The following is a 15,224-nucleotide window of genomic DNA, read 5'->3' on the forward strand; positions in this document are numbered from 1 at the left end:
ACTTAAGTATGAGAGCAGCCCAAACTAATCAGTTTGACTACGTAAAAATCGGTTTGGCATCACCAGAACGCATTCGGCAATGGGGCGAACGCACCCTACCCAATGGTCAATTAGTAGGTGAAGTCACCAAACCAGAAACGATTAACTACCGGACTTTAAAACCAGAGATGGATGGCTTATTTTGTGAGCGCATCTTTGGCCCGGCAAAAGATTGGGAATGTCACTGTGGTAAGTACAAGAGAGTCCGCCACAGAGGGATTGTTTGTGAACGCTGTGGTGTAGAAGTCACCGAATCTAGAGTACGCCGCCACCGGATGGGGTATATCAAACTGGCTGCACCAGTCGCTCACGTTTGGTATCTCAAAGGTATACCCAGCTATATTGCCATCCTGTTGGACATGCCTTTGCGGGATGTAGAACAAATAGTGTATTTCAACTCTTATGTTGTTCTCAGCCCTGGCAATGCCGAAACTTTAACTTATAAGCAACTACTGAGTGAAGACCAGTGGTTGGAAATAGAAGACCAAATTTACAGCGAAGATTCTACCTTACAAGGGGTAGAAGTGGGCATTGGTGCAGAAGCACTGCTGCGTTTGTTAGCTGATATTAATTTAGAGCAAGAAGCAGAAAGTTTGCGGGAAGAAATTAGTACAGCTAAAGGTCAAAAACGCGCCAAGCTGATTAAGCGGCTGCGGGTAATTGACAACTTCATTGCGACTGGTTCTAAACCAGAGTGGATGGTGATGACCGTCATCCCCGTGATTCCGCCAGATTTGCGCCCAATGGTGCAACTTGATGGTGGACGGTTTGCAACCAGCGACTTGAATGATTTATACAGACGTGTAATCAACCGCAACAACCGACTGGCACGCCTACAGGAGATTTTGGCACCAGAAATTATTGTGCGGAACGAAAAGCGGATGCTGCAAGAAGCGGTAGACGCGCTGATTGATAACGGTCGTCGGGGTCGGACGGTAGTTGGTGCTAATAACCGCCCACTAAAATCTTTGTCTGACATTATTGAAGGTAAGCAAGGACGTTTCCGGCAAAACTTGTTAGGTAAACGAGTTGACTACTCTGGACGGTCGGTAATTGTGGTGGGGCCGAAACTGAATATTCACCAGTGTGGCTTACCAAGAGAAATGGCCATTGAGCTATTTCAACCATTTGTGATTAACCGCTTAATTCGTAGCGGGATGGTGAATAACATTAAGGCTGCCAAGAAGCTGATATCGCGGAATGATCCCAGTGTTTGGGATGTGCTGGAAGAGGTGATCGAAGGACACCCAGTGATGCTCAACCGCGCACCCACACTACACCGTTTGGGGATTCAAGCTTTTGAACCAATTTTAGTGGAAGGGCGAGCCATTCAATTACATCCACTGGTTTGTCCGGCGTTTAACGCTGACTTCGACGGCGACCAAATGGCGGTACACGTACCCCTGTCCTTAGAAAGTCAAGCGGAAGCAAGATTGTTGATGTTGGCTTCTAATAATATTCTGTCGCCAGCTACAGGTAAACCAATCATTACACCTAGCCAAGATATGGTATTGGGGGCTTACTACCTGACCGCCGAAAACCCCCATGCTACCAAAGGTGCTGGTAAGTACTTTGCTTCCCTCGAAGATGTAATTATGGCTTTTGAGCAACAGCAAATAGACTTACACGCCTATATCTACGTGCGGTTTGATGGTGAGGTTGAATCAGATCAACCTGATACAGAACCCTTGGAAGTTACTAATAACGATGACGGTACCCGGACATTACTGTATAAGTTCCGCCGAGTCCGAGAAGATTCCCAAGGAAATTTGATTTCTCAGTACATACGCACAACACCTGGCCGCGTCATTTACAACAAGGCAATTCAGGAAGCACTAGTAAGTTAAAAGTAAAAAGGCAAAAAGCAAAAGAAAAAAGTAATTTTACCTTTTTACTTTTGCCTTTTGACTTCTATTGACTAAGGACGAATGACTAATGACTAACGAAAAAAAAAGTTTTTCGCAATCGCGTAGTTGATAAAGGTCAACTGAGAAATTTGATTTCTTGGGCGTTTACCAACTACGGTACGGCGCGAACCGCAGTGATGGCGGACAAACTCAAAGATTTAGGCTTCCGCTACGCTACTAGAGCTGGGGTTTCCATCAGTGTGGATGATTTGATGGTACCACCGAGTAAGCGCAGTCTTTTAGAAGCTGCCGAAGAAGAAATTCGGGCGACAGAAGCTCGTTATCAACGGGGCGAAATTACAGAAGTAGAACGTTTCCAAAAAGTAATTGACACTTGGAACGGTACGAGTGAAGCTCTCAAAGATGAGGTGGTGGTTCACTTCAAGAAAACCAATCCCCTCAACTCTGTGTACATGATGGCGTTTTCGGGAGCGCGGGGTAATATTTCCCAAGTCCGTCAGTTGGTAGGGATGCGGGGACTGATGGCAGATCCTCAAGGGGAAATTATTGACTTACCAATAAAACCAACTTCCGGGAAGGTTTGACCGTTACAGAGTACATTATTTCTTCTTACGGTGCGCGGAAAGGCTTGGTAGATACGGCGCTACGGACGGCTGACTCTGGTTATTTGACTCGCCGTCTGGTGGACGTGTCCCAGGATGTGATTATTCGGGAATTTGATTGCGGTACTACCAGAGGTATTCCGATCAAAGCCATGACTGAAGGTAGCAAAACCTTGATTCCTCTGGCGACTCGTTTGATGGGACGGGTGATTGGCGAGGATGTCGTACATCCGACTACTGGCGAAATTATTGCACCCCGGAATACTCCGGTTTCTGATGACTTAGCGAAAGAAATTCAAAAATCTGGGGTGAAAGAGGTGGTGGTGCGATCGCCTCTGACCTGTGAAGCCGCCCGTTCTGTATGTCAACATTGCTACGGCTGGAGTTTGGCGCACGCCAAGATGGTAGACCTGGGCGAAGCTGTGGGAATCATTGCGGCGCAAAGTATCGGTGAACCCGGTACGCAGCTGACCATGCGGACATTCCACACTGGTGGGGTATTCACTGGGGAAGTTGCTCAACAAGTGCGCTCCAAGATGGCTGGGACAGTCAAGATTCCGCGCAAGTTGCGGACAAGACCCTACCGTACCCGCCACGGTGAAGATGCTTTGTATGTAGAAGCAAACGGCATCTTAATTTTAGAACCTAAAAAAGAAGGTGGCGAAACCCCCGTTAACCAAGAAATTCAAGTTACCCAAGGTTCCACACTATACATCACTGATGGTCAACAGGTAAAACAAGGTCAGTTATTGGCAGAAGTCGCCATTGGGGGACGGACTACCCGCACCAACACTGAAAAAGCGGTGAAAGATGTGGCCTCGGACTTAGCTGGAGAAGTGAAATTTGCCGATGTGGTGGCGGAACAAAAAACCGACCGTCAAGGTAACACCACAACCACAGCCGCTAGAGGTGGTTTGATTTGGATTTTATCTGGGGAAGTTTATAACTTACCCCCTGGTGCAGAATTGGTCGTGAATAATGGCGATCGCATCGATAGCAACGGTGTGTTAGCGGAAACTAAACTCACCAGTCAACATGGTGGGGTAGTGCGTTTACCAGAAGCTACCCCCGGCAAGAGTACCAGAGAAATTGAAATTATTACCGCTTCGGTAGTGTTAGACCAAGCAGCCGTTACTGTTAACAGTTCTCAAGGACGGAACAATTACTTAATTACCACCGGAAACAACCAGGAATTTAACCTGCGGGCTACACCAGGCACAAAAGTGCAGAATGGTCAAGTAGTTGCGGAATTAATTGATGACCGCTATCGCACAACCACTGGTGGCTTTTTGAAATTCGCTGGACTAGAAGTCCAGAAGAAAGGCAAAGCCAAACAAGGTTATGAAGTGGTACAGGGCGGTACAATCCTGTGGATTCCCGAAGAAACCCACGAAGTTAATAAAGATATCTCGCTGCTGTTGGTAGAAGATGGTCAGTTTGTCGAAGCAGGTTCTGAAGTCGTCAAAGATATCTTCTGTCAAAACAGTGGTGTCGTCGAAGTCACCCAGAAAAATGACATTCTGCGGGAAGTGGTAATTAAACCCGGCGAACTGCTGATGGTGGATGATCCTGAAGCGGTGATTGGGCGAGATAACACCTTTGTCCAGCCTGGAGAAGAACTGTTGGGACAAACCTTTACCGAGTTGCGCTACATCCAGTATGTAGAATCTCCAGAAGGCCCAGCATTGTTAAGCCGTCCTGTAGTAGAATTCGCTGTACCTAATACTCCAGATGTGCCTTCGACAACATCTGTAAGTCAGCAAACCGGACGTTCAATTCAATTACGCGCCGTACAGCGCCTACCTTACAAAGATTCTGAGCGTGTCAAATCTGTAGAGGGTGTTGAGCTACTACGGACTCAGCTAGTGTTAGAAATTGAGCAAGAAGGCGAACAAGACCACAATGCTTCTCCATTAGCTGCCGATATTGAATTGATTCCTGACGCAGAAGATTCAGAAATCCAACGCTTGCAGCTAGTGATTTTGGAGTCATTAGTAATTCGCCGTGACATTGTAGCTGATGCTACCCAAGGTAGTACCCAAACTAGTTTGGAAGTTAAAGATGGTGACACGATTGCACCTAGTGCTGTAGTCGCACGTACCCAAATCTTGTGTAAAGAAGGTGGGATTGTGCGTGGTGTTCAAAAAGGAACAGAAGCAGTACGTCGTTGCTTAGTATTGCGTCACAGCGATATGAACACTGTGACAACGACTGCACAACCGAAAGTGAAAGTCGGCAATTTGCTGGTAGAAGGTGCAGAAATAGCCCCTGGTGTATTTGCGGAAGAATCTGGGGAAGTTGTAGAAGTGAAGAATGCGGCTCCCGCCTCTGCTGGTGATGAATCAGCACTCAGTACTCAGAACTATAGTGTAACGATTCGCTCTGGTCGTCCTTACCGCGTCAGTCCTGGTGCGGTGTTGCAAATAGAAGACGGCGATTTGGTACAGCGTGGTGATAACTTAGTGCTGTTGGTCTTTGAACGAGCTAAAACTGGAGACATCATTCAAGGTTTGCCACGGATTGAAGAACTTCTGGAAGCTCGTAAACCAAAAGAAGCTTGTATTTTGGTACGCCGTGGGGGAGAAGTTAAGGTTGTTTATGGTGATGGTGATGAAGCGATCGCTGTGAAGATCGTTGAATCCAATGGTGTAGTCAGCGACTATCCCCTTGGCCCTGGGCAAAATTTGATTGTTCCCGACGGTTCTCATGTGGCCGCCGGACAACCAATCACAGATGGCCCCTCCAATCCCCACGAAATTCTGGAAATCTTCTTCAGTTTGGGTTCTGAGGATGGAGTCTACGCTTGCGCCAGCCATGCACTACAGAAAGTGCAAACATTCTTAGTCAACGAAGTGCAGTTAGTGTATCAGTCCCAAGGTATTGATATCGCCGACAAACACATTGAAGTGATTGTCCGCCAGATGACCAACAAAGTGCGGATTGATGATGGTGGTGATACTACTATGCTTCCTGGTGAGTTGGTGGAACTGCGCCAAGTTGAACAAGTTAACGAAGCAATGGCCATTACAGGTGGTGCGAGGGCGCAATATACACCAGTATTGTTAGGTATCACCAAAGCATCCTTGAATACAGACAGCTTTATCTCGGCTGCATCCTTCCAAGAAACAACACGGGTATTGACGGAAGCAGCAATTGAAGGTAAATCTGACTGGCTGCGGGGTCTGAAAGAGAACGTGATTATCGGACGCTTGATTCCGGCGGGTACTGGGTACAATACTTATGATGAACCTGGTGCGATCGATGATTACTCAACTTTGGATACTACCAGTGTCTTGGATGAAGTTGATGATCCTCTGGATATGGTGTTAGACGATCGCACCGCCCGCGCCTACAATTTAGATGCACCTTCCCTCACCGAAGGCACTTATGGTAGCCGACGCACAGGATCAATTTTGGATGAAGATGATTTGATTATCGATGAAGTTCATGAAGTCCACGACCTCATATCTGATGACGAAGAGGATGAATACGAGGAAGTTGACGAAGATGATGATTTCGATATGTAAATCATCAGTGAATAATTAGTAGAAAAGGCAAGAGAAAGTTTCTTTTGCCTTTTTCTTTTGACTATTTTGAGAAAATTATGTTTTATCCACAAACATAGTCTTAAACTATGCTTCGACTGTTATATAGTAATTTTTATGGGAATGAATTATAAGAGAAATAATTTAACCGCCGATAAATTTTGTTTTGCAGATTGCTATAGCATTCCTAAATCATTTATAAGTATCTATCACCAATGCCTCCCTTGTCCTCCTTGTCTACCTTGTCTTTTGTTTTCATATATAAATAGGACTGCTATATGACTAATGAAATAAATAATCCATCTTTAGCAAATTTAGATTATTTTCCTTACATTGATGCTGAGGGAAAACTCCCGGAAACATTTCAAGGAAAAATAGGTGTGTATGCAATTTTTAATCAGGAGAAATTACTACATTTTGTCGGATATTCTCGTGATGTTTATTTGAGTTTGCAACAACATTTAGTGCGTCAACCAGAACAATGTTATTGGGTGAAAGTACAAACTATTGAACGTCCTAGTCGGACAGTTTTAGAAAATATTGAAAATGCTTGGATTGCTGAAAATGGCACAATACCTCCGGGTAATGGTGAAAATAAAGAAAAATGGACACAACCCATTAATGTCAAAAATTTGATGACAGCAGAAGAACAAGCGAGTTATAACAATCCTGCTAATGATGAGTTGGCGCAAATCAAAGTTGTCAAAAATGTGGCGCGAAGGGTAGAAGCGGAAATTTTCAAAATTTTAGAATCTCGTGGTTTGCAATTACAACTCCGTTTTAATCCTAAATTAAAGGAAGAAGGATTACTCGATTTGAAATCTTGATACCAAGTTGTAGAGACGTTACATCTAAAGTCTCTACAGTATTACAAGAATATGTAAACTAATATATTCATGGACAATTAACCTAAATTCCAAGCTTACTGGAATTGCTTGAATTTATTATTGGCAGATAATAGCAACTCTTGTGCTTTTAAATAAACAGTTGTGCCTTTTTCCACTTTTTCTAATTGATTGATAATACTGTGTAACTGACTAATGACGCGATTGCGATCGACATTTTTGGGGTCATTAGGCAAAGAGGCAACTAAGTTTTCTATTTCTTGTTGCGCCCTAGCTAATGCTTGCACAGAATCAGCTTCAGCTTGTCGTCTGATTTTGACTTGACCTAAATTAGTTTCATAAGTTGCTAATAACTTTTGGGCTGCGGCATAACCTACTAAATCTGAAGAAGGAACTTGTTTTAAGCGTTCAATAGCTTCTGACCACAAATTTTCTATTTGTTGCCATTCGGTGACGGTATGTGGTGGATTTTGTCCGGCTTTTGCTGCTTGCCAAGAAAATTGTTGGGCGGCAGTAATTAAAGTACTGATGCGTTCATTACCGGCGGCTAATCCCACAACTTCCTGAAATTCTCGCTTGTAACTATCTAGTTGATTTTGAGCAGTTTGGCCGGCTAAGGTTTGACCGGGGATTTCTTCTAATTTATCTAATGCAGCACGCCAAGCTGCGATCGCTGATTTTTTGTCGGTGATTGTTGTAGCCTGTTGATACTGCTGTTTTGCATTCAATAATGCTTGATGATTATCAGTCAGCAGAGTTTGAGCATTTTTTTCTTGAAAAACCTTGGCTTCTAATTGTCCTACTTGACGACGCGCTGTATTCAAACCATAAACGCTAAATCGCCAGTCATACCACCAATATTTATATTCTGGCCAATCGTTACCAAATACAGTTGGCAAGTTATTCAGATGGGTTTTTGTCTGTTGCAGTTGTTGTTCACCCAAAGCCAAATCTGCGGCGCTGGTTGGTTTTTCAATCAAGTATTCAGCTTGCTCAAGAGATGTCAAAGCTTGCCGATAATGTTGTTCTATATTGATGTAACTGGGAAGCAACAACAACGGTGCTTTCTGTACTATAGTCCGGCGAATTGTGGGTTCTGGCTGATTTGCCACCCAAACTATACCTGCGGGAATGCCAATTAGTATGGTGAGCCAAATTAGCTTGCTACCTATACCTTTTTTACTTTTGCGGGGTTGTTGTGGAGAAGATATCCTACTAATTTGCCCTTGTTTTGCTATTTCCTGTTCTAACTCCGCCAGCGTTTTTAGTTTTGCTGGTTGTGGGCTGACAGGTGAATTGGTGCCAGAGTTTTTACGGACAAAAATCTTGGTAATTCCGTGTAAAAAAGCCATAAGAATATTCAATGCTGAATTTAGTATTCACAAACTCAGTTGAAAGTCATATCTTGTCCGGTAACGTGTAGTTAGAACTTACCCATGCCAAAAACAGGACTTACACACAAAGATTGTCTGTGAAAACTGGATGTAGGGGTGTAAGGGTTTTGAATAAGTACACCTCTATACCTTTACATCCTTACACCCTTTCCAAAATCCTTGATTTTTCGTCTCACTGCGTAAGTCCTAATCTAAAATGGTATATTTCAACAACCAAAAACCTAGATTTTGTTGGGCTTCACTACCCTGCGGGAAGCCACCCTTCGGGTGTCTACGTTCCACCCAATCTACATTTAGTTTTCTCTGTCACCTGTGACCTATCACCCGTCACTGATAACCCTGCCAAGGAGTAACTTCCAGTTTGCCACTAGGACTAAACACTACTTGGAAATGGCCTAGAGGTTCTTGGTTATTTGGTGCTGCGCCATTGGAACCATAAACTTCTTGAAACATATTTGGCAACGGTGTTTCACGGAAATGATCAAAGGCAACTTGATTTAATGGTTCATAATCAGCGATGATGCCATCTTTATTCACAGCAACTCGATAGCGTAAATCTTTGGTGTAACTGGGAGTACCTTTCCAATTTTGGCGAATTGTGTTATATAGCTTTTGGTTTAATTCTTTAACGGTGTTAGCATCTGTAATTTTACTGCCTACTACCTTTGGTGTACTAGCATAACCGCGCCAAGGACTAACTTCTAAGACACCTTTGTTAGTAAACACTACTTTAAATTGGGCTATGGGTTCATTATTGATTGCCGAACGTTTTGCCGGGTTGTAAAGCAGTTTTGGTAATGGAGTGAAATTAATTCCTTCATTTGACCCTTGGTTTACTGCCTTATAACCAACGATCGCACCATCACCAGCAACACCAACACGATAAACTAAATCTTGCTTGACTGTCGAGCGATCGCTCCAAGCAGGATCAATTTGATTCCACACTTGACGATTTAAAGCCCGTAGTTGCGATGGATCTGTAATTTCGGCTGTTGTATTTAATAGGGCTTCTAAATCTGTAGTTGGGGGTGCTGTGGCGGCTGTAGTTGGAGTGGCGCTCGGAGTCGCTGTTGGTGTGGCGCTGGCTAGGGGAGTTGTAGCTGCGGTAGGGGTAGCGACAGCAGTTGTAGTTGGTGTGGGTGTGGCGCTGCTTTGGGTTTCTGGTTGCGCTTCTGGTGTGCGAATTTGGGGGGGTGGAATCAAACTAAAAGCAACGGCTGCAACGGCTACACTCGCAACGCCAATACTAGCTGGTACTGCTTGCTTGATGATAACTTCACTAGCACCACTGTAGCGTCGAGGTATTGGTTGTAACTCTAAGGCTAATTCCGGTAGGGTTTGGGTATCGGCAAAAAATTGATCTACTGCTTCTACTAAATCAAATAACTGCACCGTATTCATATCAATTTGAATCGGTGATTTTGTTTGCTGAGAACCCAAAGCTTCAGTACTGCTTTCAGAATGCACAATTAGCCGATGACGGTTATGGTCAATTTTTTGCAGTTCTACTAATTCTGAGTCTTGGTTATGGGCTTGGGGGTTGGGGACATTGCTTAAAAATTCTTGTCCATAAGCACTGACAGCCCTCACCAAACTTTCAAAAAATTCTCGGCCTCCCACTAGAGGCTGCTTATAACCAGATATATAGCATTCTACATTTACCAATATCGATAATTCTGGGCGGAGTTCTTGTAAATGTGCTGCCCTGGAAGCATCGCTTAAACCCTCTAAAAGCAACGTACAGTTAGGTAAACTGTATTTCCGTTGAATGTTCATTCCACTTCCCCATCAAAAAGACTAATCCAGAACCGTTGCATTCCGGCCGTACCAGTACAAAATAGAAGTTTTTCTAACAAATTAATTGCTAACTCATCTAATTTTTCATCAGAAGTTAGTGCTAGTACACCAGAACGCCGCGCATTCATTCTGCTTTTAAAATGCGCTCGGAAGCGTTCTAGATAATTAGATAAACGCAAATTTTGTTCGAGAGGGATTTGTTTTTCATTCATTTGCTGATATATCATCAGCATCTGGCGGATGACCACGGTTAACCGCCGTGCAATGTAGCAAGCAATAACTACTAAAGCCTTGGCCTCTATAATTGTTAAGGGTCTGCGGATATTAGCGCGGCGCATGGGGTTAGAGCTACGCATCCGCCATAAATTTACCCGATTTTTAATAATTTCTTTTAAATCTAACTCTTCTGCAAAGGCCAAAATTGCTTCGGAACCACCGAGTTCTAAAGCTTCAATGGCCAATAAGATGAGGTCGATTTGTAGCCGAGTTCTGGACGGACATCCTTGTCCTGCGATCGCCGGATCTGGTAACGTATCCAGAATCATCGGCGTTGATGCAGGTGCGGGACTGTTGAACGGCGTTAAGCTCGCGGAGACATTCATTCTATAAATTACCTTGTGCGCTTCCAACAGACTAGATACACTAGTACAACTAAATTTAAGATAAGTAGCCAAAAAATAACATTAAACTTGTGGCAGTAGCCATAATACCTGACGTATACATGACTTAACTTGTTCTACTCCAAAGCTCTCGTATACTTAAATTTCCCTTTTTCCAGCATCAGTTCACCTTCTTTTATTGAATACCAGTCCATAATTTAAGCTTGGTGTAGATTCTCACTATCGTCAATGGATGATGATACTAGAGCCTCAAATCCAGCGTATGACATTATAGTGTACGATTTTTCAAGTCTGAAGTCTTAAGACTTGAGCCGACTTCCTATTTTCTAACTGTATATGGACTTAAAATCTCTAATTCGTGAAATTCCCGATTATCCCAAGCCTGGTATTTTATTTCGAGATATTACTACTCTACTGCGCGATCGCGACGGACTGCGATATACTATTGACTTTTTTACGGAAAAATGCGATGAAGCGGGATTTCAAGCAGATTATGTAATTGGGATGGAGTCACGGGGATTTATTTTTGGCGCTCCCCTAGCTTATAAATTAGGCGCTGGGTTTATTCCCGTCCGCAAAAAAGGCAAGCTACCTGCTGCGGTTCACTCCATTGAATATGAACTAGAGTACGGTACTGACTGCTTGGAAATGCACCAAGACGCTTTGCATCCAGGCAGCCGCGTTTTAATTGTCGATGATTTAATTGCTACAGGTGGTACAGCCGGTGCAACCGCTAAGTTAGTTCAACAGCTTGAGTGTGAACTCCTAGGTTTTGGGTTTATTATCGAGCTACGGGATTTACAAGGGCGGAAAAATCTCCCCGATTTGCCGATTATCTCGTTAATTGAATATTAGTCAATGCTCATTAGTCATTAGTCATTTGAGTGAAGTACCTACACTCCTGCTTCGCGGTGAGATGTGAGCTTCTTTTTGATTTAGCTAATGGCAAAGAACAAAGGACACAGGACAGAGGACAGAGGACAAAATAAAAATGACAGCTACAAAAATTTCCTTGGAGACCAGTCGAGATTGGCTAATTAGGCTAATTACGAGTGAAACTTTTATTTATGTGATGAAACGGATATTGCAAGCGTTGTTTACCTTATTATTGGCATCGGCGCTGTCGTTTTTTTATCATCAAATTGTCTCCTGGAGATTATGTAGATACTCTGCGCCAAAATCCCAAAATTTCGCCAGAAAGAATTGAGGAAATTAGAAGACAGTTCGGGTTAGATAAGTCTTGGCCTGAGCAATATTTCTTGTGGTTGTGGCGGATATTTACTAGAGGAGATTTTGGTACAAGTTTTGTCTACCAGCGTTCTGTAGCTTCGCTGTTGTGGGAGCGTGTACCTGCAACTTTATTATTAGCGATCGCTTCTTTAATTGTGACATGGGCGATCGCTATTCCTTTGGGTATTGTTGCGGCTGTGAAGCAAAATCGCGCTACAGACCGCATCTTACAAGTCATTAGTTACGCCGGACAAGGCTTTCCCAGCTTTATCACGGCGTTATTTTTATTAATATTTGCTCAATTTACTTCACCTTTATTTCCAGTCGGTAGTATGACCAGCATTGATCATGCTGATTTATCCTGGTTCGGTAAAATTATTGATATCGGCTGGCACATGATCTTACCCACAATTGCTTTGAGTATCACCAGTTTTGCTGGTTTACAACGCATTACCCGTGGGGAATTGTTAGATGTTCTCCGTCAAGATTATATCCAAACAGCCCGCGCCAAAGGACTGCCAGAAAATCGCGTCATTTACGTTCATGCACTCCGCAACGCTATTAACCCCCTAATCACTCTGCTGGGTTTTGAGTTAGCGAGTTTATTAGGCGGTGCATTCATCGCGGAACAGTTCTTTAACTGGCCGGGTTTAGGAAGATTAACCTTACAGGCGGTTATTGCTAAAGACCAATACTTAGTTATGGCGAGTTTGGTGATGAGTGCGGTGTTGTTGAATGTTGGTAACTTACTCGCAGATTTAATGTTAAAAGTAGCCGATCCTCGAATTAAGTTAGATGCTTAAAAGTAGAATTTTAAGATTTCATTCCGCATTTAGGAAATGCTAAAAATTTAGCTGTAATAGAAAAGGGAAGATAGTTGTGAGACAAGAAGAGTTCAGCTATTTTTTTGAAAAAAATTCAACAGCAAATAGAGGGACTGGAACAATATATAACCCAATCGCCTATACAACAGCAACAGGCTATCTCAGCCTTAAAAACTCTCAACACTTATATACAAAATCTGGAATTTCTTCAAGCAGAAATTCAGACTAATTTAGAATTAATCAAAACTGTAGAACAAGAATTACTCCAGCAAAATGAAACCTTAATATCAGAACGTCAAGTTTATCATGATTTGTTTAAATTAGCTCCTAATGCTTATTTAGTGACAAATGCCGAAGGAATTATTTTAGAAATCAATTATACTGCTGCTGCTTTATTAAATGTATTTCCCAGTTTGCTGATTGGTAAATCATTAATCAATTTTGTAGCTCAAACAGAGCATCAATTATTTATTAGCAAACTGAAGCAGTCTTTGAATGAAAAGTCTGTGCAAGAATTGGAAGTTTCCATTTTTCCCCGCGATCGCCAAGCTTTTAATGCTTTACTTTTAGTGAAAGCTGGGCGAGAAACTTCAGGGGCTTTAGGGGCGTTACAGATATGCCTGTATGATATTACCAAGTACAAGCAAGCAGTGTCTGAGCAAAAGCCAGCAACTAGAGAAACACTTAATCAACTGGGTGGTTTACGAGTACTGTTTGTAGATGATGAAGCCGATAGCCGAGAGTTGATTGCAGCAATGCTGATGCAATATGGGGTTGTAGTGACCACAGTAGCTACAGTAGCAGAAGCTTTGCAAGAATTAGAGCGATCGCGCCCTGATGTGATCATCAGTGATATCAGAATGCCCGATGAAGATGGCTATACTTTAATTCGCAAAATCAAAACATTAGAAGCAGAAACAGGATGGCGAATTCCTACTGCTGCCTTGACTGCTTATCTTGCAGAAGACAGAGCAAAAGCAATCAAAGCAGGTTTTGAATCGCATTTGCCTAAATTAGCCCACCCAACAGAGTTAATTACAATGGTGGCACAGCTTGTTAACAGATTTTAAGATTGTGTCCGATGAAAGACTTATCATAAAGGCTGTACAGGGAGCAGGATTCGACTTCGCTCGGCGACCGGAAGCAGAGGGACAGAGGAGGAGTGTCATGATCAGGACTTACCCAAAATTGTCTGTGAGGATTGGGTGTGGGGGTGAAAGGGTGTGGGGTTAATGGGTTTTGAATACTTACACCCTTACACCCTCATACCCCTGCACCCTGTTCTAAAACCTTATTTTTTCGTTTTTTTTGCGTAAGTCCTAATGATGCTGAGAGATGCCTAGTGATCGACACGGTCAGAAATCAAACTTTGGGATTGTAGCGATCGCTGCTTCTGCTGGAGGAGTGACAGCAATTCGTAATGTTCTTTCAGGGTTGCCTAGTGACTTTCCTGTTCCTATTTTGTGCCTACAGCATTTGAATCCCTTCGATACTAACGTTTTAGCTCAAGTTTTACAGTTAAGAACCCATCTCACAGTACGCTGGGCGTATGGTGGAGAGCAACTCAAGGCAAGTGTTGTATATGTGTGTCCACCAGGACATTACTTTGTTGTTCATGCTAACGGTACAATTTCTCTGGCACAGCAAGCAATTAAACACGGTTGGCATCACGGTGTAAATAATTTTTTTGAGTCGGTGGCGCAGAGTTATGCAGACCGCGCCGTAGTAGTTGTACTGACTGGTACTGGCAAAGGCGGTGAAGATGGAGTGCAAGCAGTATCTAAGATGGGTGGTATTGTTCTGGCTCAAGAACCAGCCAGTTCTGTCGCTGATGGAATGCCCCAAGTGGCGATCGCCACTGGTTGCGTAAACCGAGTTTTACCTTGTGCAGAAATCCCTCCCTTATTAGTGCGTTTGGTATATGAAGGGTGTTCTTTATCCCAAATACCGAACAATTACGCCAACTTATTTACCACTCAGGAGCAGATATCACCCATACTCGAAGATGCGTTGTCCAGTCTACTTGACAGAGCGATAACAATGCACCGTACCGATATGGGCTACATTCATCTATTTAAGCGTCAATCATGCACGCTCGAACTCGCAGTTCAACGCGGCTTTAAAGCAAGTTCATTTGATTACTTTAGAACAGTTAACATTACTGATAATTCACCTTGCATCAGTGTTGTGCGTACTGGAGAGTCGATAATTGTTGAAGATATCGAAACTGATCCAATCTTCAGTTCTCACCGAGCGATCGCATTGGCTGCGGGATATCGTGCTGTTCAATCTATACCACTCACTAGTGACAAAGGCAATTTACTCGGTGTATTGTCTACTCATTTTCGTCAACCCCGCCAATTTTTGCCTTGGGAAATGAAGCTCCTCAATATGCACGCTCGTCATGCTGGCAATATTATAGAAATATTTCAAACAGATACAGCTACATAAGTAGCTTAG

Annotated in this window: 8 protein-coding genes and 2 pseudogenes; 7 read left to right on the forward strand and 3 right to left on the reverse strand. The window is 43.2% G+C overall.

The window, feature by feature from the left end:
* Window positions 1-8 precede the first annotated feature (8 nt).
* The 3 genes and pseudogenes from ACX27_RS28015 to ACX27_RS28025 all read left to right on the forward strand — a co-directional run bounded on the left by ACX27_RS28015 (window position 9) and on the right by ACX27_RS28025 (window position 6,881).
* Entirely contained in the window at window positions 9-1,886 is a 1,878-nt protein-coding gene (locus ACX27_RS28015; protein ID WP_062297370.1) for a DNA-directed RNA polymerase subunit gamma, read from the forward strand.
* Window positions 1,887-1,974: 88 nt separating this feature from the next.
* Window positions 1,975-6,036 (forward strand): annotated as a pseudogene (locus ACX27_RS28020) (DNA-directed RNA polymerase subunit beta'').
* A 296-nt stretch (window positions 6,037-6,332) separates the two neighbouring features.
* Complete coding sequence (locus tag ACX27_RS28025) at window positions 6,333-6,881, forward strand: GIY-YIG nuclease family protein (protein WP_062297371.1); 549 nt, start codon at window positions 6,333-6,335, stop codon at window positions 6,879-6,881.
* Between the two features lie 95 nt (window positions 6,882-6,976).
* On the opposite strand, the gene ACX27_RS28030 is transcribed toward ACX27_RS28025, so the two are convergent.
* From ACX27_RS28030 to ACX27_RS28040, 3 genes are all read right to left on the reverse strand, one after another.
* Window positions 6,977-8,251 (reverse strand): hypothetical protein, encoded by a 1,275-nt coding sequence (locus ACX27_RS28030; protein WP_062297373.1) that lies wholly within the window; start codon window positions 8,249-8,251, stop codon window positions 6,977-6,979.
* A gap of 369 nt (window positions 8,252-8,620) precedes the next feature.
* Window positions 8,621-10,069, reverse strand: coding sequence for a DUF4335 domain-containing protein (locus ACX27_RS28035; RefSeq protein WP_062297375.1), 1,449 nt, complete (start codon window positions 10,067-10,069; stop codon window positions 8,621-8,623).
* Window positions 10,066-10,692: a DUF3038 domain-containing protein gene (locus ACX27_RS28040; protein ID WP_062297377.1), complete on the reverse strand. Its 627-nt coding sequence runs from the start codon at window positions 10,690-10,692 to the stop codon at window positions 10,066-10,068. The genes ACX27_RS28035 and ACX27_RS28040 overlap by 4 nt, the downstream gene beginning before the upstream one ends.
* A 354-nt stretch (window positions 10,693-11,046) precedes the next feature.
* On the opposite strand from ACX27_RS28040, the gene ACX27_RS28045 reads away from it, so the two are divergent.
* The 4 genes and pseudogenes from ACX27_RS28045 to ACX27_RS28065 all read left to right on the forward strand — a co-directional run bounded on the left by ACX27_RS28045 (window position 11,047) and on the right by ACX27_RS28065 (window position 15,215).
* Window positions 11,047-11,565, forward strand: a complete 519-nt coding sequence (locus ACX27_RS28045) for an adenine phosphoribosyltransferase (RefSeq protein ID WP_062297378.1) — start codon at window positions 11,047-11,049, stop codon at window positions 11,563-11,565.
* Window positions 11,566-11,701: 136 nt separating this feature from the next.
* A pseudogene (locus ACX27_RS28050) lies at window positions 11,702-12,743 on the forward strand (ABC transporter permease).
* A 104-nt stretch (window positions 12,744-12,847) separates the two neighbouring features.
* Entirely contained in the window at window positions 12,848-13,834 is a 987-nt protein-coding gene (locus tag ACX27_RS28055) for a response regulator (RefSeq protein ID WP_235526404.1), read from the forward strand.
* A gap of 265 nt (window positions 13,835-14,099) precedes the next feature.
* Window positions 14,100-15,215: a chemotaxis protein CheB gene (locus tag ACX27_RS28065; protein WP_062297382.1), complete on the forward strand. Its 1,116-nt coding sequence runs from the start codon at window positions 14,100-14,102 to the stop codon at window positions 15,213-15,215.
* The last annotated feature ends 9 nt before the right edge of the window (window positions 15,216-15,224 follow it).

The sequence above is a fragment of the Nostoc piscinale CENA21 genome, from assembly GCF_001298445.1.
In the GTDB taxonomy this organism is placed as follows: domain Bacteria; phylum Cyanobacteriota; class Cyanobacteriia; order Cyanobacteriales; family Nostocaceae; genus Nostoc_B; species Nostoc_B piscinale_A.

What these genes read in the sequence shown, in the direction of transcription:
- ACX27_RS28015 (WP_062297370.1), top strand. Translation starts at nt 9, where the DNA reads ATGAGAGCAGCCCAAACTAATCAGTTTGACTACGTAAAAATCGGTTTG.
- ACX27_RS28025 (WP_062297371.1), top strand. Translation starts at nt 6,333, where the DNA reads ATGACTAATGAAATAAATAATCCATCTTTAGCAAATTTAGATTATTTT.
- ACX27_RS28030 (WP_062297373.1), bottom strand. Translation starts at nt 8,251, where the DNA reads ATGGCTTTTTTACACGGAATTACCAAGATTTTTGTCCGTAAAAACTCT.
- ACX27_RS28035 (WP_062297375.1), bottom strand. Translation starts at nt 10,069, where the DNA reads ATGAACATTCAACGGAAATACAGTTTACCTAACTGTACGTTGCTTTTA.
- ACX27_RS28040 (WP_062297377.1), bottom strand. Translation starts at nt 10,692, where the DNA reads ATGAATGTCTCCGCGAGCTTAACGCCGTTCAACAGTCCCGCACCTGCA.
- ACX27_RS28045 (WP_062297378.1), top strand. Translation starts at nt 11,047, where the DNA reads ATGGACTTAAAATCTCTAATTCGTGAAATTCCCGATTATCCCAAGCCT.
- ACX27_RS28065 (WP_062297382.1), top strand. Translation starts at nt 14,100, where the DNA reads ATGCCTAGTGATCGACACGGTCAGAAATCAAACTTTGGGATTGTAGCG.